This window comes from Telluria sp. PB2R4, from assembly GCF_059685695.1.
The window spans coordinates 65,628-90,478 of sequence record NZ_JCASIC010000003.1 but is presented as its reverse complement, the minus strand read 5'-3'; the positions used below and the strand labels follow the sequence as shown (position 1 = coordinate 90,478).

The window sequence follows — 24,851 nt, the reverse complement described above, 5'->3', positions numbered from 1 at the left end:
ATCGGAGCAAAAATTGGCGACTAATTCACAACTTGGTAAAAGTGCCGCTTCCGGCTTCCCCTGGGGTCGGCTGTGGTTTTTGCTTGGCGCATTGGTCGTGTACCGCATCGGTGCTCATATCCCGGTCCCCGGGATTGACCCGGTGCAGCTGGCAGCGCTGTTCAAGCAGAACGAAGGCGGCATCCTGGGCATGTTCAACATGTTCTCGGGTGGCGCCCTGTCCCGCTTTACCGTGTTCGCCCTCGGCATCATGCCTTACATTTCGGCTTCGATCATCATGCAGCTTGCATCGATCGTCTCGCCGCAACTCGAGGCGCTGAAGAAAGAGGGCGAAGCCGGCCGCCGCAAGATCACCCAGTACACCCGTTACTTCACGGTGGCACTGGCGCTGTTCCAGGCGTTCGGTATCGCGGTTGCGCTCGAAGCGCAGCCTGGCCTCGTGCTCGATCCGGGCATGGGCTTCCGCTTCGTCACGGTGACGACGCTCCTGACCGGCACCATGTTCCTTATGTGGCTGGGCGAGCAGATTACCGAGCGCGGCATTGGCAACGGTATTTCGATCATCATTTTTGCCGGTATCGCAGCAGGTCTGCCGTCGGCCCTGGGTGGCCTGTTCACCCTGGTCTCGAACGGTTCGATCAGCAGTATCGCAGCGATCATCATCGTCGTATTGGTGGCGGCGGTGACGTATGCCGTCGTGTTCGTGGAACGCGGGCAGCGCAAGATTCTGGTCAATTACGCCAAACGCCAGGTCGGCAACAAGATCTACGGTGGCCAAACCAGCCACCTGCCCTTGAAGCTGAACATGGCCGGCGTGATCCCGCCGATCTTCGCCTCGTCGATCATCCTGTTCCCGGCGACGATCGTCGACTGGTACACGCGGGGCAAGGACTCCAGCGGCCCGTTCATCGGGTTCCTGAAAGACCTGGCCGCCTCGATGACCACCGGTGAGCCGATCCACGCGTTGCTGTATGCGGTGGCGATCATCTTCTTCTGCTTCTTCTACACGGCGCTGGTATTCAACAGCAAGGAAACGGCGGACAACTTGAAGAAGAGCGGCGCTTTCGTTCCGGGCATCCGTCCGGGCGAGCAGACTGCACGCTACATCGACAAGATCCTGATGCGCCTGACCCTGGCCGGTGCGGTCTACATCACCCTGGTGTGCTTGGTGCCGGAGTTCATGACCTCACAGTGGAAAGTTCCTTTCTACTTTGGTGGCACATCACTCCTGATCGTCGTCGTCGTGACGATGGACTTCATGGCACAAGTGCAGAATTACGTCATGTCGCAGCAGTACGATTCTTTGCTGCGCAAGGCGAACTTCAAGGGCGGTATTCCGTCGCGTTAAGCGGGAAGGCATAGAGCGAATGGCAAAAGACGACGTCATCCAAATGCAAGGGGAGATTCTCGAGAATCTCCCAAACGCAACATTTCGCGTGAAGCTGGAAAACGGGCACGTGGTTCTGGGGCACATCTCGGGTAAAATGCGCATGAATTACATCCGCATTCTCCCGGGTGACAAGGTGACGGTGGAGTTGACTCCGTACGACCTGTCCCGGGCTCGCATTGTGTTCCGCACCAAGTAAAAATCATTAAAGTAAACGAACCGAAGAGAGTGCAAAATGAAAGTTAACGCTTCAGTCAAGCGGATCTGCCGCAACTGCAAGATCATCAAGCGCAAGGGCGTGGTCCGTGTGATCTGCGTCGAGCCGCGTCACAAGCAGCGTCAAGGTTAAGAGGAATAACGAATGGCACGTATTGCAGGGGTTAACATCCCAAATCATCAGCACACTGTTATCGGCCTGACGGCGATCTACGGTGTTGGCCGTCCACGTTCGCAGAAGATCTGCGACGCAACCGGTATCGCGACCAACAAGAAGGTCAAGGACCTGGACGACAACGAACTCGAGAAGCTGCGTGACGAAGTCGCGAAGTTTGTCGTGGAAGGCGACCTGCGCCGTGAACTGTCCATGAACATCAAGCGTCTGATGGACCTGGGCTGCTACCGCGGCATGCGTCACCGTAAGGGCCTGCCAGTGCGCGGCCAGCGTACCCGTACCAATGCACGTACCCGCAAGGGCCCGCGCAAGGCCGCACAATCGCTGAAGAAATAATCTAGGAACCGACCATGGCCAAGCAACAGAGCAGCGCAGCAGCAGCCCGCGTGCGCAAGAAAGTCAAGAAGAACGTCGCCGAGGGCATCGCCCACGTCCACGCTTCCTTCAACAACACGATCATCACGATCACCGACCGCCAGGGCAACGCCCTGTCGTGGGCAACCTCCGGCGGCGCCGGCTTCAAGGGTTCGCGCAAATCGACCCCGTTCGCAGCGCAGGTTGCTGCCGAAGCCGCAGGCAAAGTCGCTCAGGAATCGGGCGTGAAGAACCTGGAAGTGCGCATCAAGGGCCCAGGCCCAGGCCGTGAATCGGCTGTGCGTGCACTGAACAACCTGGGCATCAAGATCACCGAGATCCAGGACGTCACTCCAGTTCCGCACAACGGCTGCCGTCCGCCGAAGCGTCGTCGTATCTAATACGACTCCGCTAACGCCGGGGTAGGGCGGTTTTTTCGAACCGCTTTGCGTCGCGAAAAGCCAACAACGGGGCCTTGCGCCCCGTTGTGTATTACGAGATTGGCCGGTGCAGCAGCCCGAAATGGGTTATACTGCCCGGCTCTTGTCGTCTGCCGTTCGTACGGCCGGCGATTTTTTAAGCCACGTCCATCGTAATGCAGCGGTGGACTAGCGCCTGCCGCATCGCTTGCGATGCCTCTGGGGCGTGATTCATTCATAAAAGGACTCTAACGTGGCACGTTATATCGGACCAAAAGCAAAACTGTCGCGCCGTGAAGGCACTGACCTGTTCCTGAAGAGCGCACGCCGCTCGCTCGATTCGAAGTGCAAACTGGACATCAAGCCAGGCCAGCACGGCGTCAAGTCGGGTGCCCGCACCTCGGACTATGGTAACCAGCTGCGTGAAAAGCAGAAGGTCAAGCGCATGTACGGCGTGCTCGAGCGCCAGTTCCGCCGCTACTTCGCTGAAGCATCGCGCAAGAAGGGCAATACCGGCGAAACCCTGCTGAAGCTGCTGGAAGCCCGTCTCGACAACGTCGCTTACCGCATGGGCTTCGGCTCGACCCGCGCCGAAGCACGCCAGCTGGTGAGCCACAAGGCCTTCACCGTCAACGGCAACGTCGTGAACATCGCTTCGTACCAGGTCAAGACCGGCGACGTCATCGCCGTGCGCGAAAAGGCCAAGAAGCAAGTGCGTATCCAGGAAGCCCTGTCGCTGGCTGAACAAGTCGGCATGCCGGCCTGGGTGTCGGTCGACAGCAAGAAGATGGAAGGCACCTTCCGTTCGTTCCCTGAGCGTAACGAGATCGCTGCTGACGTCAACGAAGCGCTGATCGTCGAACTGTACTCGCGTTAATCGACGACCGGGGACGGCATGCCGTCCCCTCGTCGCAAACCCCGCTCGTGCGGGGGTGATGGCGGGGCAGTGCGGGCGCAGCAAGCCAGGCTTGGCGCCGCAGCGGATCATCGGTTCCTGTCCCTCCATCGCATCCAAATTCGTATCACCGCCTGCTCACCGAGCAGGCGCTTTCTATTAATGCCATCAGCCTTATCGGTGTAACGAGCCGAGGGTATTGAAAAGGACATTTCATGCAAAACAGTCTGTTGAAGCCACGTATCATCGATGTCGAAGCGCTCGGTGCCGGTCACGCCAAAGTCGTGATGGAGCCGTTCGAGCGTGGCTATGGTCACACCCTGGGCAACGCGCTGCGCCGCGTGCTGCTGTCGTCGATGGTCGGCTACGCGCCGACCGAAGTGACGATCGCCGGTGTCGTGCACGAATACTCGTCGCTGGATGGCGTGCAGGAAGACGTCGTCGACCTGCTGCTGAACCTGAAGGGCGTGGTCTTCAAGGTCCACAACCGTGACTCCGTCACCCTGACCCTGAAGAAGGAAGGCGAAGGCGCCGTCCTGGCATCGGACATCGACCTGCCGCATGACGTCGAACTGATCAACCCGGATCACGTGATCGCTCACCTGACCGCCGGCGGCAAGCTGGACATGCAGATCAAGGTCGAGAAGGGCCGTGGCTACGTTCCTGGCAACGTGCGCCGCCTGTCGGAAGACACCAACAAGACCATCGGCCGCATCATCCTGGACGCATCGTTCTCGCCAGTGCGCCGCGTGTCCTACGCTGTTGAATCGGCCCGTGTCGAACAGCGTACCGACCTGGACAAGCTGATCATCAACATCGAGACCAACGGCGTCATCACCCCGGAAGAAGCGATCCGCCAGTCGGCCCGCGTCCTGGTGGACCAGCTGAACGTGTTCGCCGCCCTGGAAGGCACCGAAGCCGCCGCCGAAGCACCGTCGCGCGCTCCGCTGGTCGATCCGATCCTGCTGCGTCCGGTCGACGACCTGGAACTGACGGTCCGTTCGGCAAACTGCCTGAAAGCAGAAAACATCTACTACATCGGCGACCTGATCCAGCGTTCGGAAAACGAACTGCTCAAGACGCCGAACCTGGGCCGCAAGTCGCTCAACGAAATCAAGGAAGTCCTGGCTTCCCGCGGTCTCACTCTCGGCATGAAGCTCGAGAACTGGCCGCCGGCAGGTCTGGAGAAGTAATTCGTAGCACCTGCCCGGACAATGTTGTCCGGGCAGTTTTCAACCACTAAAACCGGTCCGCGGTCATGCTCCGGCATGAACGATCGAAGAACTGGAATGTAAACACTCGAAAGGAAGTACCATGCGTCACCGTCACGGCCTCCGTAAGCTGAACCGTACCTCGTCCCACCGCCTGGCAATGCTGCGCAACATGACCGTCTCCCTGCTGCGTCATGAAGCCATCAAGACCACCGTCCCGAAAGCCAAGGAACTGCGTCGCGTCATCGAACCGATCCTGACCCTGGGCAAGACCGACACCCTGGCCAACAAGCGTCTGGCATTCGCTCGCCTGCGCGACCGCGAAATGGTGCAGAAGCTGTTCGCTGAACTCGGCCCACGTTACGCCAACCGTAACGGCGGCTACCTGCGCATCCTGAAAATGGGTTTCCGCGTGGGCGACAACGCGCCAATGGCGTACGTCGAACTGCTGGACCGTCCGGAAGTCACCTCGGCTGATGAAGCACCGACCGCTGAGTAATCGCTTTCCGCGACGATCGAAGAAACCAGGCCCCGTGCCTGGTTTTTTTTCGCCTGTGAAATCTTGACCCAAGCAGGCCGCGACCGCCCGGTGTACCATGCCGGTGCGCTGAAACAACCTATTCCGACACCATGTTCGCTTCGCTCCACCGCTTTGCCCGGCTTCTGCTTGTCCTCCTTGCTCCCCTGGCCCTGTTCTCCATCCTGATGACCGGCGCCGGCAGCGTGCGCGCCGCCGAGGAGTTCCTCGACCCGGCGATCGCCTTCCGCTTCGAGGCGCGCATGCTCGACGCGCAAACGGCCGAGGTGCGCTACCGGATCGCCGACGACTACTACATGTACCGCGAGCGCTTCGCCTTCCGCGCGAACGGCGTCAAGCTCGGTGCACCGCAGATCCCGCCGGGGAAGGTGAAGTACGACGAGACCTTCCAGAAGGATGTCGAAACCTACAAGGGAGAACTCGTCATCCGTATTCCGGTCGAGGGCAGCGGACCGTTCACCTTGACGGCGCAAAGCCAGGGCTGCGCCGATGCCGGCCTGTGCTACCCGCCGCAGGAACACAGCGCGCAGCTCGCTGCAGGCAGCGGCGCTGCGGCGCCTGCGCTTCCGATCGGCGCCAGCGCAGCCGCGATGTCGACCCCTCCGGCAGTGGATATGGCTCCGACGACGCCGGTGCAGGCGCCGGTAACCGCTGCAGCTGCGCAACCGTCCGAGATGGCCGGCATTGCCGGCCTCCTCGAAGGCGGCCGCCTGCTCGCGATCGTCCCCGCTTTCGTCCTGCTTGGCCTGGGCCTGGCTTTCACGCCCTGCGTGCTGCCGATGGTGCCGATCCTGTCTTCGATCATCGTCGGCGAGGGCGGGCAGGTGCGTCGCTCGCGCGGCTTCATCCTATCCGCGACCTATTCGCTTGGTATGGCGATCGTGTACACGGCACTCGGCGTAGCCGCCGGCCTGGCCGGGGAGGGCCTGGCCGCGGCGCTGCAGAACCCTTGGGTACTGGGCGCGTTTGCGCTGCTGATCGTGGCGATGGCGATGTCGATGTTCGGCTTTTATGAATTGCAGCTGCCGAGCGCGCTGCAGAGCAGGCTCGCGGGCGCGTCAAGCCGCCAGTCCGGCGGCAAGCTGCTCGGGGTGTTCGCGATGGGCGCGATCTCGGCGCTGATCGTCGGCCCTTGCGTGGCCGCGCCGCTGGCGGGCGCCCTGGTCTACATCAGCCAGACCCGCGACGTGTTCATTGGCGGCGCCGCGTTGTTCGCGATGGCGGTCGGCATGAGCATTCCGCTGCTGCTGGTGGGCGTCTCGGCCGGCTCGCTGCTGCCGCGCGCCGGCGCCTGGATGGAGTCGGTCAAGCGCCTGTTCGGTGTGCTGATGCTGGCCATGGCCCTGTGGCTGGTGTCGCCGGTGCTGCCACCCGTGGTGCAGATGCTGGGCTGGGCGGCGCTGCTGTTCGGCTATGGCTTCTACCTGCTGCGCCGCCACCGCCACTGGGCTGCAATGGCGGGCGGCGCCGCATTCGCCGTCCTGGGCGCGGTGCAGCTGGTGGGGGCCGCTACGGGCGGACGCGATGCGCTGGCGCCGCTGGCGCACCTGACGGGTGGGGTGCACCAGGGCCTGGTGTTCAAGCGCATCAAGACCGTGGGCGACCTCGACCGCGAACTGGCAAACGCCGGCGGCAAGACCGTGATGCTGGATTTTTATGCCGACTGGTGCGTGTCGTGCAAGGAGATGGAGAAGCTGACCTTCATCGATCCGGCAGTACAGGCGAAGCTGGCGAACACCATCCTGCTGCAGGTGGACGTGACCGCCAACGATGCGGAGGACAAGGCGATGCTCAAGCGCTTTAAACTGTTCGGGCCGCCGGGGATCATCCTGTTCGGGGCGGATGGGAAGGAAATCGAGGACAGCCGGGTGATCGGCTACCAGGATTCGGGGAAGTTCTTGAATTCGCTGGCGAAGCTGCCTTGAGTTGAACGCGTGGTCGGCAGAGCCGACCACCCTACAAAAAACGCCCTTCCGGGCGTTTTTTTCATCGAGGCAGATGATCAGCCGCGCATCATCTTGCCGTGACCGCCATGGTGACGGCCACCGCGGCGACCCTGCTTCTGCTCGTCGAACACCTTGCGCTGTTCCGGCGTGAGGGCCGCGTACAGGCTGTTCAGGGCCGACAGGCGGGCTTCCATGCGCGCGGTGCGTGCTTTTTGCATGGCGATGCGGCGTTCCAGGCGCTGCGGCGCGGTGAGGGCGGCGCGCTGTTCCTTGCTCAGGCGCTGGCCGGCACCTTCGCCCTTTTGCGGCGGGGTCATGCTGGCGACGAAGGCCTGCCACACCGGCTGCTGCGCCGGGGTCAGCTTCAGCGAGTCGGCCAGCCTGGCCTGGCGGGCGGCGCGGCGTTCGGCGCGCATTTCGGCGCGCTTGGTACGGAACTCGGCCATTTTCGCCTGACGCTGCTCCGGGCTCAGGGCCTGGAACTCGGCGCGCTTGGCCTGGCGCTCTTCCTTGCTCATGGCGTGGCCGTGGCGGCCTTCGGCAGGAGCGCCCGTCTGGGCCTGCACGCCGAGCGAGGCGCCGGCGATACCGAATGCGGCGAGCGCAGTCACAATATTCTTCACGACGTTTTTGCGGACGGTGTTCATTGTGTATTCCTTTGGTGAGAGTCAGTTTGGTGTGCACTTTGCATCCGGACTGCTCGCTGCACGGTTCCCATCATGGTGGACAAGTGTAACCGAGGGATTTCCCCTGTCCGATACTTTGTATCAATATGTTTCGCGCCTGAGAGCATATACAAGCCGATACAAAAACGGTGTCCATGCTGGCCTTGAATGCGGATAATTGAGTTTATGGACAATCCCTCTACGATTTTGATCGTCGACGACGACCGCGACATCCGCACCCTGCTCGCCGACTACCTGGAATCGAACGGCTACCGGACGATTTCGGCCGCCGACGGCACCGGCATGTGGAAGGCGCTCGACGACGCGCGTCCCGACCTGATCGTGCTCGACCTGAACATGCCCGGCGACGACGGCCTGACCCTGTGCCGCAAGCTGCGCGCCACCTCGAGCCTGCCGGTCATCATGCTGACCGCCCGCAACGAGCCGCTCGACCGCATCCTCGGCCTCGAGATGGGCGCCGACGACTACCTGCCGAAACCCTTCGAGCCGCGCGAACTGCTGGCCCGCATCCGCAGTGTACTCCGGCGTTCGCACGCGATGCCATCCAACGTCCCGTCCGAGAACGTGCAGCAGATGCGCTTCTCCGGCTGGACCCTGGACCTGACCGCGCGCCACCTGGTCAACCCGCAGGGCGTGGTGATCATGTTGTCGGGCGCAGAATTCCGCCTGCTGCGCGTGTTCCTGGAACACCCGAACCGCGTGCTGAACCGCGACCAGCTGCTCAACCTGACCCAGGGCCGCGACGCCGATCCGTTCGACCGCTCGATCGACATCCAGATTAGCCGCCTGCGCCAGAAGCTGGGCGAGGATGCGCGCATGCCCCAGATCATCAAGACGGTGCGCAACGGCGGCTACGTGCTGGCCGGCCAGGTCACGGTGGAGCCGCCGGCGTGAAAGCCTTCTTCGGCTCGATGACCGGGCGCGTGTTCATCACGCTGCTGCTCGGTACCCTGATCTCCGCCACGCTGACCCAGCTGGCGGCCGACCTCGAACGCCAGCGCGTCATTCAGCAACAGCGCGACCAGCACCTGCTCGAGCGGGCCGAACAACTGGTGATGGCGACCGAAATCGTGCCGACCTCGGCGCGCTCGGTCTACCTGTCGGTGGCCAACCGTCCGGGCCTGCGGCTGGAAGTCGGCGCCCTCCAGCCGCTGGCCGGCGCGCCGACCGGCTTTGCGCGCTCGCTGGCGGCGCGCCTGGGCGACGGCTACGGCATCAGCTCGGCGGCCAGCCGCCCGGCGTCGTGCGACATGCCGCACCAGCTGCCGGTGCTGTACGGCCTGGCGAGCGTACAGTGGCGCGGCGCCTGCGAGATGCTCAACGTGCGCCTGCGCGACGGCGAGGAACTGCGCCTGTCGGTACTGCCGCCGCGAACCGCCTTTACCGGCCCCGAAACCGATTACCGCACCACCATCGGCCTGTTCCTGCTCAGCATCGCCGCGCTCGCTTACGTGGTGGCGCGCATGACCACCCGCCCGCTGAAAGTGCTGGCGCGGGCCGCCCAGGACCTGGGCCACGACATCAACCGCGCGCCGCTCGAACTGACCGGCGCCAGCGAGATCCGGCAGGCCAGCGCCGCGTTCAATGCGATGCAGGCACGGATCCGCCAGTACATCTTCCAGCGTACCCAGATGCTGGCGGCGATCACGCACGACCTGCAGACGCCGCTGACCCGCATGCGCCTGCGCCTGGAGAAGGTGTCGGACGCAGAGCTGCAGGAGCGCCTGATCGGCGACCTGTCGGCCATGCAGGCCATGGTGCGCGAAGGCCTGGTGCTGGCGCGCAGCATGGACACGACCGAAAACATGACGGCGCTGGACCTCGATTCGCTGCTCGAGGCCGTATGCGCCGACGCCGTCGATGCCGGCCAGCAAGTGAAACTGAAGGGGCAGGCCGGCATTGCGTTGCTGGGCCGGCCGCTCGACCTGCGCCGCTGCCTCGGCAACCTGATCGACAACGCGGTGAAGTACGGCCGCGATGCGCGCGTCTGCGTCGAGCGCATCAACGGCGCGGCGCGGATACGCATCCGCGACAGCGGCCCCGGCATTCCCGCGAGCGAGCTGGCGCGGGTGTTCGACCCGTTCTACCGGGTCGAGACTTCGCGCTCGCGCGAGTCGGGTGGCACCGGCCTGGGCCTTACCATCGCCCGCAACATCGCCGAACAGCATGGCGGCAGCATTGCGCTGGCCAACCACCCGGAAGGCGGCCTGGAAGTGACGCTCGTGCTCCCGGAGTACTACCCGAACAAGTAATCGATCATAGCGAAGACATCATCCTGAAACACGGCCGTGCGAGAATGCAGCGCCGCCTTGTCTGCGCTGGTGGCGCGGACCGGACAACACAAGAGAAAGAGCCGCAGGACCTGGCGGCAAGGGACGAACATGAAAAAGAAGAACGCGGGATGGATCGCAGGTGTCGTGGCGCTGGCCGTGGCCGGCGCCTGGTACATGAACAAGGGCGATGGCGCCCACGCTGAAAACGGCCAGGGCAAGGGCCCGGGCGCCGGCGGCGGCATGCCGCCGACCACGGTGAACGCGGTGGCGCCGCAGCGCCAGGACGTCGGCGTGGAACTTTCCGCGAACGGCACCGTCACCCCGGTGCGCACCGTCGACCTGCGCCCCCAGACCACCGCCACCATCCGCCAGGTGCACATCCGCGAAGGCCAGTTCGTCAAGGAAGGCCAGGTCATGTTCTCGCTGGACGACCGCGCCGACCGCGCCAATGTCGCCCGCGCCGAAGCCCAGGTGGCGCAGAACCGCGCGACCCTGGCCGACCTCGAGCGCCAGTACAAGCGTAGCCAGGAACTGGCTTCGCAGAATTTCCTGTCCCAGAGCGCCGTCGACTCCCTCAAGAGCCAGGTCGATGCGGCCAAGGCCCTGGTACAGAGCAATGTTGCGGCCACGCGCGCCAGCCAGGTCAGCGCCAGCTACACCACCATCCGCGCGCCGATGTCGGGCCGCGTGGGCGCCATCGACATCCACCCGGGCGCGCTGGTGCAGCCGGCCACCTCGCTGACCACCATCACCCAGCTCGATCCGATCGACGTCTCCTTCAACCTGCCGGAATCGGCGCTCGCCTCGGTACTGGCCGCCCAGCGCGCCGGCAAGGTGGAAGTGCAAGCTGTCGCCGGCGCGGAAGGCAAGCCGGTCACCGGCGAGCTGAAGTTCGTCGACAACGCCGTCGACCCGGCCGCCGGCACCATCCGCGTGAAAGCCCAGTTCGCCAACTCCCAGTCAAGCCTGTGGCCGGGCCAGTACGTGACCACCAAGGTCACGGTGCAGACCATCCGCGACGCCGTCGTGATCCCGCAGAATGCGATCATCACCGGCACCCAGGGCACCTTCGTCTACGTGGTGGGCGAGGGCAATGAAGCGCGCCAGGTCAAGGTGGCGCGCCTGCACGGCTTCGGCGAGTATGCTGCCGTGACCGGCCTGGCAGGCACCGAGAAGGTCATCACCGAAGGCAAGCAGAACCTGCGCCCGGGTGGCAAGATCCGTCTGGCCGGCGCCAAGGCGCAGGGCCCGCGGTCCGGCGATCCGGCGGCGACGGTTGTCGCGAAGAAGGATGACAAGGCATGAACCTGTCCGAACTGTGTATCCGCCGCCCGGTGATGGTGGTCCTGATGTCGATCAGCCTGGTGCTGGTCGGTGTCCTGGCCTACATGCACATCCCGGTCGCGGCATTGCCGAGCTATGACACGCCGGTCATCAACGTCCGGGCCGACCTGCCGGGCGCCAGTCCGGAAACCATGGCGTCGTCGGTTGCGTTGCCGCTGGAAAAGCAGTTCGCGACCATCCCCGGCATCAAGATGATCAGCTCGACCAACACCCAGGGCGACACCAACATCACCCTGGAGTTCGACGAATCGATCGACGTCAACCAGGCCGCCATCGATGTCCAGGCGGCACTTCTCCTGGCGCAGCGTCGCCTGCCGCAAGAAATGACGGAGATGCCGTCGTACCGCAAGATCAATCCGGCCGACTCCCCGATCCTGTTCATGCACATGACCTCGCCATCGATGGACATGGCCGAGCTGAATGATTACGCGGAGAACCTGGTTTCGCCGGCAATCTCGACCCTGCCGGGCATCGCCCAGGTGACGGTCAACGGCGGCAAGCGCTTCGCGGTGCGGGTGCGTGCCCAGCATGACCTGATGAACGCGCGCAACATCTCGATGTCGGAGCTGGCCACGGCCCTGCGCTCGGCCAATTCGATCACCCCGCTCGGCATCCTGGACGGCCCGACCCAGACCCTGACCATCCAGGGCGGCGGCCAGCTGATGCGCGCCGCCGACTTCGCCGGCCTGATCGTCGCCACCCGCGACGGCCTGCCGGTGCGCCTGCGCGACATCGCCCAGGTCGAGGACAGCTACCAGTCGGTCAAGGCGGTCGGCAGCCTGAACGGTGAACGCTCGATTTCGCTGATGGTCCAGCGCCAGCCGGACGCCAATACGGTGGAGGTGGTCGACGCAGTGCGCGATCTGATGCCGCGCTTTGAAGATCAACTGCCGAAGTCGATCACGCTGCACCTGGTCAATGATCGCTCGACCTCGATCCGCGAGGCGATCCACGACGTCAACCTGACCCTGGCCGGCACCGTGATCCTGGTCATCCTGGTGATCTTCCTGTTCCTGCACCGCCTGACCGCTACCCTGATCCCGGCCGTCACCGTGCCGATCTCGCTGCTGGGTGCGCTGTCGCTGCTGTATGCCTTTGGCTACAGCCTCGACAACATCTCGCTGCTCGGTATCACGCTGGCGGTCGGCCTGGTGGTCGACGACGCCATCGTGGTGCTGGAAAACATCGTGCGCCACATGGAAATGGGCAAGAAGCCGATGCAGGCCGCGCTGGTCGGTTCGCGCGAGATGGGCTTCACCATCATCTCGATCTCGATTTCGCTGGTGGCGGTGTTCATCCCGATCTTCTTCATGCCGGGCGTGATCGGCCTGCTGTTCCGCGAATTCGCCGTGATCGTCGGCCTGGCGGTGCTGGTGTCGGCCGTGGTCTCGCTGACCCTGGTGCCGATGATGTGCTCGCGCCTGATCAAGCACGGCGGCCACGTCGATGCGAAAGAAATGTCCTGGGTCGGCCGCCGGTTCGAAGCGATGTTCACCAACGTGCGCGACGGCTACGCCCGCACCCTGGACATCGCGCTGCGCCACCGCTTCCTGGTCCTGATGCTGGCGCTTGGCACCGTGGTGCTGACCGCCGTGCTGTACACAACCATGCCGAAGGGTTTCTTCCCAGAAGAAGACATCGGCCAGCTCCGCGTGACGGTCGAAGCCGCGGAAGACACCTCGTCCCTGAAGCTGATGGAGCTGCAATCGAAGGTGGTCGACATCGTGCGCGCCAACCCATATGTGCAGGACACCACGTCCTTCAGCGGCGGCGGCAACACCGGCCGCATGTTCCTGGTGCTCAAACCCCGCAGCGAGCGCCCGCCGATGGCGCAGGTGGTGGACGAGCTGCGCAAGGCGACGCGCAGTGTTGCCGGCGTGCAGGTGTTCCTGTCGCCGGTGCAGAACCTGCAGCTGGGCGGCCGCCCGAGCAAGAGCCGCTACCAGTACACGCTGCAGAGCGTGTCGGGCGGCGAGATCGGCGGTTGGGCCGACCAGTTCCTCGAGCGCATGCGCGCCGACCAGCGCTTCCGCGACGTCACCAGCGACTCGCAGAACAAGGCGCTGCAGGCCACCATCGACATCGACCGCGACAAGGCCGCGCTGCTGGGCGTCGAGATGGCCGACATCCGCACCGTGCTGTATGCCTCGTTCGGCGAGCGCCAGGTCTCGACCATCTACTCGACCGCGGCCAGCTACTACGTGATCCTGGAAGCGGCGGCCGTCGACCGCTACTACGACGAAGCGCTTTCGCGGGTCTCGGTGCGCAGCAAGAACGGCGACCTGGTCAAGCTGTCGAGCTTTGCCACCGTGCGGCGTACGGTCGGCCCGCTGGCGGTGAACCACCAGGGCCAGCTGCAGGCAATCACCCTGTCCTTCAACCTGGCGCCCGGCGTGCCGCTAGGCGACGCCACCGCCGCGATCGAACAGATGGGCACCGAGATGAAGCTGCCGGCCTCGATCATCACCAACTACGGCGGCGACGCGGCGGTGTTCAAGGACACCCAGTCGAGCCAGCTCATCCTGATCATCGCCGCGATCGGCGTGATCTACGTGCTGCTGGGCGTGTTGTACGAGAGCTATATCCACCCGCTCACTATCCTGGCCGGCCTGCCGTCGGCGGCGGTGGGGGCGCTGCTGACGCTGTGGATCTTCGACATGGACCTGACCCTGATCGCGATGATCGGCATCCTGATGCTGATCGGTATCGTGAAGAAGAACGCGATCATGATGATCGACTTCGCGCTCGACGCCCAGCGTACCCAGGGCATGAGCCCGCAAGACGCGATCCGCGAGGCCTGTATCCTGCGCTTCCGCCCGATCCTGATGACCACGCTGGCGGCGATGATGGGCGCGCTGCCGATCGCGCTGGGTATCGGCGCCGGCGCCGAACTGCGCCAGCCGCTCGGCCTGGCGGTGGTGGGCGGCCTGATCTTCTCGCAGGTGATCACCCTGTACATTACCCCGGTGATCTACCTGTACCTCGACAAGTACAGCGGCACCGGCCCGATGACCGACCGGCAACTGGCCAAGCTCGAGGCAGCACACTGAGCCGTCAGGCGGCGGACCGTTTAAGTTTCCCGACGGTGCGCCGCTCCCGTAAAAGGGTTAGACTGCGGCTCTCGTGCAGTATTGATAGACGCCGACCCAGGAATCCGTTCGACCTTGCGTGACCACTCCCACATCTACGACGAGCACAGCGACGTGTGCGCGCACTGCGGCCAGCCGTTGCCGGGACGTGCCGCGCCTACGTATGGCCGCGAGGGACTGAACCGGCCGGCGCTGGTCGGCACCATCCTGCTGCACCTGCTGCTGGTGCTGGTCTGGCTGTTCCAGCCCGACAACGACAAGGATGCGAAGCAGGCGAAACCCGCCTCGGGCGACGAGGGCCAGGTGGTCTACGTCGCGCCGCTGCAACAGAAGCCCAAGGCGGCGCCGCGCGAGGAAGCACCCAAGCCGGTGCCGAAGCCGAGCAAACCGGTTCCGGTGCCGCGCCAGGAACGCATCGAGATCGCGCGCCTGCCGGACACCATCACCACCCCGCCGGAAGAGCCGGTCAAGGAAACCAAGCCGCAGCAAAAGTTCGACCAGGAACAACCGGTCGACATGCAGGCCTTCATCGAGGCACGCCGCCGCCAGCGCGGCGCCGCCAGCGGCAGCGAGCAGCCGGCGGCCGAAGAGAGCGAATCGGCCAAGGGAATGCGCAATGCGCTGGCCAACATCGCCGCCATCAACGGCCGTGGCCGCGAAGACCGCAACGAGTCCGGCGGCGTGTTCTCGGTATCGAACAAGACCTTCCACAGCATGGACCTGAAGTTCCGCGGCTGGAACCCGAACTTCCAGCGCCGCTGGCTGACGCAGGTGACGGTGGAGCAGGGCAGCGAGCCGGACATCGAGATCGCCGTGGTCAAGAAGATGATCGAGCTGATCCGTCGCGAGAAGACCGGCGACTTCGAGTGGGATTCGCACCGCCTGGGGCGCATCGTCAAGCTGAGCGCGCGGCCGCAGGATACCGACCAGCTCATGACTTTCCTGTTCAAGGAAATGTTCCCGGAATATAAGCCGCCACCGCAGTGGCGTTGAGGACACATGGCTTTAACAGGGCAAACAAAAAACGGTGCTTCAAGCACCGTTTTTCATACGTACAACAGGTGAGTCAGCCCAGCGCTTTCAGCTTGCGCCCAATCTCCAGCGCAAAATAGGTCAGCACGCCGTCGGCACCAGCCCGCTTGAAGGCCATCATCGACTCCATCATGACCTTGTCGTGATCGAGCCAGCCGTTCTGCGCCGCCGCCTTCAGCATCGCGTACTCGCCGCTGACCTGGTAGGCGAAGGTCGGCACCTTGAACTCGTCTTTTACCCGGCGCACCACGTCCAGGTAGGGCATGCCCGGCTTGACCATCACCATGTCGGCGCCTTCGGCCAGGTCGAGCGCCACTTCGCGCAGGGCTTCGTCGCTGTTGGCCGGGTCCATCTGGTAGGTGTTTTTATCCGCCTTGCCCAGGTTGGCGCTTGATCCGACCGCGTCGCGGAAGGGGCCGTAGAAGCTGGAGGCATACTTGGCCGAGTAGGCCATGATGCGGGTATGGATGTGGCCGTTCGCTTCGAGCGCATTGCGAATGGCGCCGATCCGGCCGTCCATCATGTCCGACGGCGCCACCACGTCGACGCCGGCTTCCGCCTGCGCCAGCGACTGGCGAATCAGCATCTCGATGGTCTTGTCGTTGACGATATAGCCGTTCTCGTCCGGCAGGCCGTCCTGGCCGTGGGTCGTGTAAGGGTCGAGCGCCACGTCGGTCATGATGCCCAGTTGCGGGAAGTTCTTCTTCAGTTCGCGCACGGCGCGCGGCACCAGGCCTTCCGGATTGGTCGCCTCGACACCGTCGTAGGTTTTCAGGGAGGCATCGACCACCGGGAACAGCGCCAGCATCGGGATGCCCAGCGCCACGGCTTCCTCGGCCACCTTCAGCAGCAGGTCGACCGACACCCGTTCCACCCCCGGCATCGAGGCCACCTGCTGGCGCTGGTTCTCGCCGTCGAGGATGAAGACCGGGTAGATCAGGTCCGCGCTGGTGACCACGTTCTCGCGCATCAGGGCGCGCGAGAACGGGTCGCGGCGCATGCGGCGCATGCGGGCGGCGGGGTAGGTGGCGGGAACGATGATGGTCATGAGCTTTGCCCTGATAATGGATTATTGCGCGTCGCCGGCTTCCGGTGCGGAGTCGGCCACGTCCTCGCCGACTTCGTCCTCGACGTCCAGCCCCAGCAGCTCCTGGATCTTGGCGTCCGCCTCTTCGATGCCGATGCGCTTGAGCGCCGAGAACAGCTGCACCGTGAACGGGAAGCCTTCGCCGTCTTCGTCGACATAGCTGTCGAGGATCTGGCGTGCCTGGCGCAGCACGTTGGCCTTCTCGTTCTGGTTGAGCTTGTCCGCCTTGGTCAGGATGCAGTGGATCGGCTTGCCGGTCGGGGCGAACCATTCGAGCATCTGCACGTCGAGGTCGGTGAACGGACGGCGCGAATCCATGATGAGGACCAGGGCGGCCAGCTGGTCGCGGCGCTGGACGTAGTCGCCCAGCAGCTTCTGCCAGTGCAGCTTGGCCGTGCCCGACACCTCGGCATAGCCGTAGCCCGGCAGGTCGACCAGCAGGGCGCGGATCTCGTCGACGATGGTCGGGTCCTTGCGGTGCTGGCCCACATGGGCGCCGCCGATCGAGAAGTAATTGATGTGCTGCGTGCGGCCAGGGGTCTTGGAGGCGAACGCCAGGCCCTTCTGGTTCGTCAGAATATTGATCGCCGTGGATTTGCCCGCGTTCGAGCGCCCGGCGAAGGCGATTTCCGGCACGGTGGTGCCCGGGAGATCGCGCAGCTGATTAACGGTCGTGAAGAACCGGGCTTGCCAAAGTTTGGACATAGGGAAAGGTTTGAATGACAACGAAATGGCGATGGGGAAACAAAGCTATTGTACAATAAGGGGTTGAACCAGTAAGGCCGTTGCACTGTTCCACTGTAAATCCAAAATTTGTTTTTGACTTTTTCAGGGTGCTTGAATGAATCGTTTGACGTTTCCGCTTTTGAAGTCCTTATTGGTTGCATCCCTGGCCCTGGGCGCAGGTAGCGCCGCAGCCGCCGCACCTGCAGCACCTGCCGCTGTCGCCAAGGCCGACCCGGCCAAGGGCGGAACCCTGTACGACGCGGGCGATGCCGCGCGCGGCCTGCCGGCCTGCATGTCCTGCCACGGCGCCGCCGGCAACTCGACCATCGTCGCCAACCCGAAGCTGTCGGGCCAGTTCGAAGCCTACACCCACAAGCAGCTGGTCGACTTCACCACCCCGAACCGCCAGAACCCGGTCATGACGACCTACGCCAAGATGCTGACCGAGGACGAGAAGCGCCACATCGCCGCCTACCTCGCCACCCAGAAAGTCAAGCCGGGCGCCGCCAAGAACAAGGACACCGTCGAGCTGGGCCGCAAGATCTACCGGGGCGGCATCGCCGAGAAGGGCGTCGCCGCCTGCGCCAGCTGCCACGGCGCCACCGGCAACGGCATCCCGGTCCAGTATCCGCGCCTGTCGGGCCAGCACCAGGACTACACCTACGCCCAGCTGGACGCATTCAAGAACGGCACCCGCAAGAACAGTGTGCAGATGAGCACGCTCGCGCAGCGCATGTCGCCGGAAGAAATGAAGGCGGTGTCGGACTATATCGCGGGCCTGAAATAACCGGCGCTGCGTTTCTCGTAGGGTGGGCGGGGTAACTTCGGGCAATGCCCGAAATTACGAACGCCCACGCGTCCAACCACCCTCGGCACATTCGCGACGTTTCCCCTTGTAACGATCACCGCGTGGGCGGGGGACCCGCCCACCCTACAACTGCGGTATGCTCTGCCAGATTTGCTGAGCTTCACGAGGCTGTAGGGACGTAAAAATGAGTACCACCGGAATTGAACTGAACACCCGCCGCCGCGGGTTCGCCGAAGCGGTCGAGCTGGTGTCGTCGATGCGCTTCGCCATCAGCCTCTTGAGCATCGTCTCCATCGCCTCGGTGATCGGCACCGTGCTCAAGCAGAACGAGCCGATGCCGAACTACGTCAACCAGTTTGGGCCCTTCTGGTTCGAGGTATTCAACAAGGTCGGCCTGTACAGCGTGTACTCGAGCTGGTGGTTCCTGCTGATCCTGGTCTTCCTGATCGTCTCCACCGGCCTGTGCGTGGTGCGCAATGCACCGAAGATGGTGCGCGACATGCGCAGCTGGCGCGAGGGAGTGCGCGAAGAATCGCTGCGCAATTTCCACCACAAGCTCGAATGGACCGCGCCGCTGGCCCGCACCGAACTTGCAACCCAGACCGCCGAACGCCTGCGCCATGCCGGCTACGCGGTCAAGCTGGTCGAGAAAGAGGGTGGCATGCTGGTGGCGGCCAAGAAGGGCGCCGGCAACAAGTTCGGCTACATCTTCGCGCATACGTCCATCATCGTGATCCTGCTGGGCGGCATGCTTGACTCGGAACTGCCGGTCAAGTTCCAGCAGTGGTTCCTCGGGAAGACGCCGTTCGGCGGCAGCGGCGTGATCGCCGACATTCCGGCCCAGCACCGCCTCGGCCTGAACAACCCGAGCTTTCGCGGCAACACCCTGATCGCCGAAGGCCAGACCTCGAACACCGCCTTGCTGCCGCAAGCCTCGGGCGTGCTGGTGCAGGAACTGCCGTTCTCGATCAAGCTGCAAAAATTCCACATCGATTTCTACTCGACCGGCATGCCCAAGCTGTTCGCCAGCGATGTCGTGGTGCATGACCCCGACACCGGCAAGACCTTCCCGGCCACGATCAAGGTGAACCATCCGCTGATCTACAAGGGCATCGCCGTCTACCAGTCGAGCTTCGACGACGGCGGCAGCAAGCTCAAGCTCACCGGCTTCCCGATGAGCGGCACCGCCGACAAAGCCTTCCAGATCGAGGGCACGGTCGGCTCGGCCACCGAACTGAAGCAGGGGAACGAGACCTGGTCGGTGGAGTGGTCCGGCTTCCGTCCGTTCAACGTCGAGAACATCGCCGCCAGCCAGGATGCGCGCGCGGTGGCGAAGAACACCACGTTCAACGAGCAGCTGACGTCGACCCTCGGCAAGGCTTCGGGCTCGGCGGCCCGCAACGATAACGCGAAGGACATGAAGAACGTGGGCCCCAGCGTGCAGTACAAGCTGCGCGACAAGACCGGCCAGGCGCGCGAGTTCATGAACTACATGCAGCCCCTGACGCTCGACGGCGCCCAGGTCTACCTGGCCGGCGTGCGTTCAAGCCCGTCGGAGAACTTCAGCTTCCTGCGTATTCCGGCCGACGCCGAGTACAGCGTGCGCAGCTGGATGCGCCTGCGCGCCGCGCTGGCCGATCCCGAACTGCGGGTTGAAGCGGCCAGGCGTTATGCGGCGCGCGCGCTGGCGCCGGAGCAGCGGGCGCAAGGCGGCTTGAGCAGCCAGCTGGAAGAATCCGCCGCCCGGACCCTGGCGATCTTTTCGGGCGAGGGCGGCCGCGGTGGTTTCATCGGCGTGTCGCAATTCCTCGAGAAGATCCCGCCGGCGGAACAGGAAAAGGCCGCCGCCATCTTCATGAAGATGCTCAACGGCGCCCTGTGGGAGCTGTGGCAGGCCGCCAATGCACGCGCCGGCCTGGCGCCGGTCGAGGCGACCGAAGCCAATGGCCGCTTCCTGCAGCTGGCCACCAATGCGCTGTCGGACAGCGTGTTCTACGGCGCCCCGGTCTACCTGCAGCTGGACGAATTTGTCGAGGTGAAGGCGTCGGTGCTGCAGTTGACCCGTTCGCCGGGCAAGAACATCGTCTACCTCGGCTGCATATTGCTGGTAGCCGGCGTGTTCGCAATGTTTTATATTCGTGAACGGCGCATCTGGGTGTGGGTCCGTGATACCGAACAGGGCGCACATGCGCTGATGGCCATGAGCACCCAGCGCAAGACGCTCGATTTCGAGCGCGAATTCGACGATTTGAAAGACAAACTGCCGCAGCGGGCCTGATGCCGCGGTATTGGAGACCATGATGGAACTGTCGCAAAATCAAGCGGGCCAGACGCAAGCCTATGTCCAGCAGCCGGGTTTCTTCCGCGGCCTGAACGCGATCGACTGGCTGTACGGCGCCGGCCTGTTGGCTGCTGCGCTGTTCGCGCTGAACCGCTACGCGCACCACATGGACATCTATGAGCAGGTGATCCTGGTGCTCAGCGCGCCCACCTTCGCGCTGCTGGGCTGGCACTGGAAGCCGATGCGCTGGCTGATGCCGCTGGTGGCCGTGCTGTCGCTGTGGGCGATCTCGTTGTACGGCGGCGCCATCGATGCCGCCAACCAGAAATTCTTCCTGAAATACATGCTGTCGAGCCAGTCCGCCATCCTGTGGATGAGCGCGCTGTTCGTGTTCTCGACCGTGTTCTACTGGCTGGGCCTGCTCAGCCGCTCGGAATTCGGCGGCGCGATCGGCAGCAAGCTGTGCTGGGCGGGCGTGGTGCTGGGCTCGGTCGGCATGATGGTGCGCTGGTACGAGTCCTACCTGATGGGCCCCGACGTCGGCCACATTCCGGTGTCGAACCTGTACGAAGTGTTCATCCTGTTCGCCATCATCACCGCGATGTTCTACCTGTACTACGAGCAGCGCTACGCCACCCGCCAGCTGGGCGCCTTCGTGCTCCTGATCATCGCGGCCGCGGTGGGCTTCCTGCTGTGGTACACGGTGTCGCGCGACGCCGCCCAGATCCAGCCGCTGGTGCCGGCGCTGCAGAGCTGGTGGATGAAGATCCACGTGCCGGCCAACTTCATCGGCTACGGCACCTTCGCGCTGGCCGCCATGGTCGGCACCGCCTACCTGCTGAAATCGCACGGCATCCTGGCCGACCGCCTGCCAAGCCTGGAGGTGCTGGACGACGTCATGTACAAGTCGATCTCGGTCGGCTTCGCGTTCTTCACCGTCGCCACCATCCTGGGCGCGCTGTGGGCAGCCGAAGCCTGGGGCGGCTACTGGTCCTGGGACCCGAAAGAAACCTGGGCCCTGATCGTCTGGCTCAACTACGCGGCCTGGCTGCACATGCGCCTCATGTCGGGCCTGCGCGGCCGCGTGGCGGCGTGGTGGTCGGTGGTGGGCCTGCTGGTGACGACCTTCGCCTTCCTGGGCGTGAACATGTTCCTGTCGGGGCTGCACTCCTACGGCGAACTGTAAACGCCTCAGTTGCCTCGGTAGGTCGAGTAGCCGAAGGGGCTTAGCAACAAGGGGATGTGATAGTGCTGCGCCGGCGCATCCACGGTGAATTCGACCGGGATGCGCGGGAAGAAGGTCGGCTGCCCCTGGCGGGCGTAGTGCTCGCCGGTCTTGAACACGATCCGGTACTGCGCGGCCGGCATCGCCTGGCCTTCCGGATAGAGGGCGGCAACCCGGCCCTGCGCATTGGTGACGCCGCTGGCCAGTTCGCGCCATTTTCCATCCACCTGCCGCTCCAGCGTGACCGCGATGCCGGCGGTCGGTTTTCCGCTTTGCAGATCGAGGACGTGGACGCTCAGCGGATTCTGCGCGGCGGCGCTCGCCGTCAGGGCAGAGCAGGCGAGGGTGGCGGCGAGGGCGAGGTGCTGGATGGTGCGCATGGTGTTCTCCTTGGATAAATGCATCATTGGACTTGATCGAGTTCGGGCACGGCCTTGAGGGCGGCGAGCGCGCAGGCATGGTCGTTCACAGCCCCGCCGCCGCCGGCGACGCCGATCGCGCCGACCGGCTTGCCCTGCACCAGCAGGGGGACGCCGCCGCCGAGCAGCAGCAATTCGGGCAGGTTGGCCAGGTTGCGCGCATCCGGTGTGGACTGGGCATCGCGCGCCAGCGCCAGGGTAGGCTTGCGGGTCGACAGGGCCGTATAGGCCTTGCGCCGGCTCGCTTCGGCATTGTGCGGACCGACGCTGCTCTCGCGCTGCAGCACCAGCACGTGCGCGCCACGGTCGAGCACCGCGACGGCAATTGCCCGTCCCTGGCTGCGGCAGGCTTGTTGGGCGCCGTCGGCCAGGCGCCTGGCCGCTTTCAGGTCCAGGTCCGGATGCTGGTCCAGCCCGGCGTGGGCCGGCAAGGTGGCCAGCAGGGCGAGTAGGAGGAAGGTGTTCTTGGGCATGGTGGTCTGTCGATGTGGAAACGAAGCACATGGTCGCAGGGCGGCCCCGACGCCCGCATGACTGCCGGATGACAAAGTTGTCATGTTTGGCCAGGCGGGATCGGCCTAGAATGGGGTTTTGTTTCCATCCAGCGCCATGACCATCCTCGTGATCGAAGACGAGCCGAAAACCGGCGACTACCTGCTGCGCGGCCTGGCCGAGTCGGGCTTTGGCGTCCGGCTGGCGCGCAACGGCCGCGATGGCCTGGCGATTGCGCGCGAAGAGGAGCTGGAGCTGGTGGTGCTGGACGTCATGCTGCCGCGCATGGACGGTTGGCAAGTGCTGGAGGCCCTGCGGGCCGATCCGGCAACCGAGCAAGTGCCGGTATTGTTCCTGACGGCGCGCGACGAAGTGCAGGACCGCGTGCGCGGGCTCGAGCTCGGAGCCGACGACTACCTGGTGAAGCCCTTCGCCTTCGTCGAACTGGTGGCGCGCATCCGTACGCTGCTGCGGCGCGGTCCGGTACGCGAGGAGGAACTGATCCGGATCGCCGACCTCGAGATCGACGTGCTGCGGCGCCGGGTGCGCCGTGGAAGCGACACCATTGCCCTGACCGCCCAGGAATTCGCCCTGCTGCACCTGCTGGCGCGGCGCCAGGGGCAGGTCTTGTCGCGCGCGCTGATCGCTTCCCAGGTATGGGACATGAACTTCGACAGCGATACCAACGTCATCGATGCCGCCGTGCGCCGCCTGCGGCGCAAGATCGACGATCCCTTCCCGCAAAAGCTGATCCACACGCGGCGTGGCATGGGCTATGTCTGCGAAGCGCAGGCCCAGCCATGACAGGCGCCCTGCGGCACTCGCTCACCCTGCAGGTCACTGCCATGTTCGTGCTGCTCGTAGCGCTGACCACGGCCGGCCTGGGCGCCTACCTGTACCACGCTTTCGTGGCCGAGATCACGCGGCGCGACGATCTCCAGCTGCTGGGCAAGCTGCGCCAGATCCAGATCCTGCTGGGCAGGCCGGGCGCGGCCGAGCTGGTGCGCTCGCAGCCCGACTTCTTCCGCGACACCATGAGCGGCCAGGAAAACTCCCTGGTGCGCATCCTTGCGCCCGGCAATGCGGTACTGGCCGACATCAACCCGTCCGGAGAACGCTTCCCCTTGCCTTCTCCGGAACCCACAGTGCTGAGCCGATGGACGGCGCGCGGCAGTATTCCCGGCAGCGTCGTGGCGGGCAAGGCGCGCCTGGGTGCACTGCCGGTGACCGTGGTGGTGGCGCGCGTCTACGGCGAGCGCACGGCCATGTTTGCCCGCTACCGCGAACGGATCGTCGCCGCAGGCGCCGTCGGCGCCTTGGCCGCCGCCGTGCTGGCGGCCCTGATGCTGCACCGCGGCCTGCGTCCCCTGCGCAAGGTGGCCGAGCATGCCGCGCAGGTCGCACCCGGCAAGCTGGCGCAGCGGCTCGACATCGCCGCGGCGCCGGCGGAACTGCGTCCGCTGATCGACGCCTTCAATGCCATGCTGGGCAGGCTGGAGGAGGGGTATGCAAGGCTGTCGGGTTTTTCCGCCGACCTGGCGCACGAATTCCGCACGCCGGTCGCCAACATGATCGGCCAGAGCCAGGTGATGCTGGCGCAGGCGCGCAGTACGGCGGAATACGAAGCCCTGGTCGGATCGAACATCGAGGAACTGGAGCGGCTTGCCCGCATGATCGACAGCATGCTGTTCCTGGCGCGCGCGGGCCAGGACGAAGTCATCCTGGTGCGCAGGCCGCTGGTGGCGCTGGACGAACTGCAGCGGGTGGCGAATTTTTACGAGGGCATGGCCGAGGAGCGGGGCCTGCGCCTGCACTGTGCCGGAGAAGGTAGTTTCCCGGCGGACCCCGCGCTGGTGCGCAGGGCGCTGGCCAACCTGGTGTCGAATGCGGTGCGCCATGCCGACGAGGGCAGCGTGATCACGCTGCAGGCGCAGGAGCGTGGCGGCATGATGGAGCTGAGCGTGACCAACCGCGGCGCACCCATCCCGCGCGCACACTTGGTACACCTGTTCGAACGCTTCTACCGGGTCGACAGCGCGCGCAGCGACGCCGAGGGCTCGACCGGCCTGGGTCTATCCATCGTCAACGCCATCATGACCCTGCACGGCGGTAAGGCAAGTGTAGGCGCCGATGGTCCCGAAACCCGTTTCACGCTTGCCTTTCCTTGCGGGTAGGCGAGCAGGCGGCCTGACGCACTTTTGTCCAGGCGCCGGGCCGCCTCCTTGCCGGGCTGGTTGGGGTGCTAACG

At 64.6% G+C, this 24,851-nt stretch carries 24 protein-coding genes; 19 read left to right on the top strand and 5 right to left on the bottom strand.

Features of this window, described 5'->3' with window-relative positions:
• Window positions 1–13: 13 nt before the first annotated feature.
• The 9 genes from secY (at window position 14) to dsbD (ending at window position 7,120) form a co-directional block, all read left to right on the top strand.
• Entirely contained in the window at window positions 14–1,348 is a 1,335-nt protein-coding gene (gene secY, locus AC56LU_RS06545) for a preprotein translocase subunit SecY (protein WP_497174797.1), read from the top strand.
• 19 nt (window positions 1,349–1,367) lie between these two features.
• Window positions 1,368–1,586: a translation initiation factor IF-1 gene (gene infA / locus AC56LU_RS06540; protein ID WP_005663428.1), complete on the top strand. Its 219-nt coding sequence runs from the start codon at window positions 1,368–1,370 to the stop codon at window positions 1,584–1,586.
• A gap of 36 nt (window positions 1,587–1,622) precedes the next feature.
• Window positions 1,623–1,736, top strand: a complete 114-nt coding sequence (rpmJ, locus tag AC56LU_RS06535; RefSeq protein ID WP_005663407.1) for a 50S ribosomal protein L36 — start codon at window positions 1,623–1,625, stop codon at window positions 1,734–1,736.
• Window positions 1,737–1,748: 12 nt separating this feature from the next.
• On the top strand, window positions 1,749–2,114 hold the full coding sequence (rpsM, locus tag AC56LU_RS06530; RefSeq protein ID WP_056337616.1) for a 30S ribosomal protein S13: 366 nt from the start codon (window positions 1,749–1,751) through the stop codon (window positions 2,112–2,114).
• 14 nt (window positions 2,115–2,128) lie between these two features.
• Window positions 2,129–2,533 (top strand): 30S ribosomal protein S11, encoded by a 405-nt coding sequence (gene rpsK, locus AC56LU_RS06525; protein ID WP_005663404.1) that lies wholly within the window; start codon window positions 2,129–2,131, stop codon window positions 2,531–2,533.
• Between the two features lie 271 nt (window positions 2,534–2,804).
• Window positions 2,805–3,428: a 30S ribosomal protein S4 gene (rpsD, locus tag AC56LU_RS06520; RefSeq protein ID WP_497174796.1), complete on the top strand. Its 624-nt coding sequence runs from the start codon at window positions 2,805–2,807 to the stop codon at window positions 3,426–3,428.
• Between the two features lie 233 nt (window positions 3,429–3,661).
• The gene (locus AC56LU_RS06515; RefSeq protein WP_005663401.1) at window positions 3,662–4,639 is read left to right on the top strand and encodes a DNA-directed RNA polymerase subunit alpha; all 978 of its coding nucleotides are present in this window, start codon (window positions 3,662–3,664) and stop codon (window positions 4,637–4,639) included.
• A gap of 121 nt (window positions 4,640–4,760) precedes the next feature.
• On the top strand, window positions 4,761–5,156 hold the full coding sequence (gene rplQ / locus AC56LU_RS06510) for a 50S ribosomal protein L17 (protein WP_159698303.1): 396 nt from the start codon (window positions 4,761–4,763) through the stop codon (window positions 5,154–5,156).
• A 131-nt stretch (window positions 5,157–5,287) separates the two neighbouring features.
• Window positions 5,288–7,120, top strand: coding sequence for a protein-disulfide reductase DsbD (gene dsbD / locus AC56LU_RS06505; RefSeq protein WP_497174795.1), 1,833 nt, complete (start codon window positions 5,288–5,290; stop codon window positions 7,118–7,120).
• Between the two features lie 77 nt (window positions 7,121–7,197).
• On the opposite strand, the gene AC56LU_RS06500 is transcribed toward dsbD, so the two are convergent.
• Entirely contained in the window at window positions 7,198–7,788 is a 591-nt protein-coding gene (locus AC56LU_RS06500; protein ID WP_497174794.1) for a Spy/CpxP family protein refolding chaperone, read from the bottom strand.
• A gap of 204 nt (window positions 7,789–7,992) precedes the next feature.
• On the opposite strand from AC56LU_RS06500, the gene AC56LU_RS06495 reads away from it, so the two are divergent.
• From AC56LU_RS06495 to AC56LU_RS06475, 5 genes are all read left to right on the top strand, one after another.
• On the top strand, window positions 7,993–8,721 hold the full coding sequence (locus AC56LU_RS06495; protein WP_497174793.1) for a response regulator: 729 nt from the start codon (window positions 7,993–7,995) through the stop codon (window positions 8,719–8,721).
• Window positions 8,718–10,079 carry an ATP-binding protein gene (locus AC56LU_RS06490; protein ID WP_497174792.1) on the top strand — a complete coding sequence of 454 codons (1,362 nt, stop codon included), beginning with the start codon at window positions 8,718–8,720 and terminating at the stop codon, window positions 10,077–10,079. The genes AC56LU_RS06495 and AC56LU_RS06490 overlap by 4 nt, the downstream gene beginning before the upstream one ends.
• A gap of 129 nt (window positions 10,080–10,208) precedes the next feature.
• Window positions 10,209–11,405 carry an efflux RND transporter periplasmic adaptor subunit gene (locus AC56LU_RS06485; protein WP_497174791.1) on the top strand — a complete coding sequence of 399 codons (1,197 nt, stop codon included), beginning with the start codon at window positions 10,209–10,211 and terminating at the stop codon, window positions 11,403–11,405.
• Window positions 11,402–14,494: an efflux RND transporter permease subunit gene (locus AC56LU_RS06480; protein WP_497174790.1), complete on the top strand. Its 3,093-nt coding sequence runs from the start codon at window positions 11,402–11,404 to the stop codon at window positions 14,492–14,494. Before AC56LU_RS06485 ends, AC56LU_RS06480 begins: the two co-directional genes overlap by 4 nt.
• 114 nt (window positions 14,495–14,608) lie before the next feature.
• Window positions 14,609–15,526 carry a hypothetical protein gene (locus AC56LU_RS06475; RefSeq protein WP_497174789.1) on the top strand — a complete coding sequence of 306 codons (918 nt, stop codon included), beginning with the start codon at window positions 14,609–14,611 and terminating at the stop codon, window positions 15,524–15,526.
• 73 nt (window positions 15,527–15,599) lie between these two features.
• On the opposite strand, the gene hemB is transcribed toward AC56LU_RS06475, so the two are convergent.
• Both hemB and yihA read right to left on the bottom strand, forming a co-directional pair.
• Window positions 15,600–16,613 carry a porphobilinogen synthase gene (gene hemB / locus AC56LU_RS06470; protein WP_497174788.1) on the bottom strand — a complete coding sequence of 338 codons (1,014 nt, stop codon included), beginning with the start codon at window positions 16,611–16,613 and terminating at the stop codon, window positions 15,600–15,602.
• A gap of 21 nt (window positions 16,614–16,634) precedes the next feature.
• Window positions 16,635–17,357: a ribosome biogenesis GTP-binding protein YihA/YsxC gene (yihA, locus tag AC56LU_RS06465; protein ID WP_497174787.1), complete on the bottom strand. Its 723-nt coding sequence runs from the start codon at window positions 17,355–17,357 to the stop codon at window positions 16,635–16,637.
• 136 nt (window positions 17,358–17,493) lie between these two features.
• On the opposite strand from yihA, the gene AC56LU_RS06460 reads away from it, so the two are divergent.
• The 3 genes from AC56LU_RS06460 (at window position 17,494) to ccsB (ending at window position 21,653) form a co-directional block, all read left to right on the top strand.
• On the top strand, window positions 17,494–18,165 hold the full coding sequence (locus AC56LU_RS06460) for a c-type cytochrome (protein WP_497174786.1): 672 nt from the start codon (window positions 17,494–17,496) through the stop codon (window positions 18,163–18,165).
• 205 nt (window positions 18,166–18,370) lie between these two features.
• Complete coding sequence (locus tag AC56LU_RS06455; protein WP_497174785.1) at window positions 18,371–20,464, top strand: cytochrome c biogenesis protein ResB; 2,094 nt, start codon at window positions 18,371–18,373, stop codon at window positions 20,462–20,464.
• Between the two features lie 22 nt (window positions 20,465–20,486).
• On the top strand, window positions 20,487–21,653 hold the full coding sequence (gene ccsB, locus AC56LU_RS06450; protein ID WP_497174784.1) for a c-type cytochrome biogenesis protein CcsB: 1,167 nt from the start codon (window positions 20,487–20,489) through the stop codon (window positions 21,651–21,653).
• A gap of 5 nt (window positions 21,654–21,658) precedes the next feature.
• Here the strand turns inward: ccsB and uraH are convergent, their stop codons facing one another.
• On the bottom strand, window positions 21,659–22,072 hold the full coding sequence (uraH, locus tag AC56LU_RS06445) for a hydroxyisourate hydrolase (RefSeq protein WP_497174783.1): 414 nt from the start codon (window positions 22,070–22,072) through the stop codon (window positions 21,659–21,661).
• A gap of 23 nt (window positions 22,073–22,095) precedes the next feature.
• Window positions 22,096–22,584: a GlcG/HbpS family heme-binding protein gene (locus AC56LU_RS06440; RefSeq protein ID WP_497174782.1), complete on the bottom strand. Its 489-nt coding sequence runs from the start codon at window positions 22,582–22,584 to the stop codon at window positions 22,096–22,098.
• 136 nt (window positions 22,585–22,720) lie between these two features.
• Here AC56LU_RS06440 and AC56LU_RS06435 point away from each other — a divergent pair, with 136 nt between their 5' ends.
• Both AC56LU_RS06435 and AC56LU_RS06430 read left to right on the top strand, forming a co-directional pair.
• Window positions 22,721–23,407, top strand: a complete 687-nt coding sequence (locus AC56LU_RS06435) for a heavy metal response regulator transcription factor (RefSeq protein WP_497174781.1) — start codon at window positions 22,721–22,723, stop codon at window positions 23,405–23,407.
• A complete protein-coding gene (locus AC56LU_RS06430; protein WP_497174780.1) occupies window positions 23,404–24,777 on the top strand; it encodes a heavy metal sensor histidine kinase in 1,374 nt (457 codons plus the stop codon). The genes AC56LU_RS06435 and AC56LU_RS06430 overlap by 4 nt, the downstream gene beginning before the upstream one ends.
• Window positions 24,778–24,851: the final 74 nt, after the last annotated feature.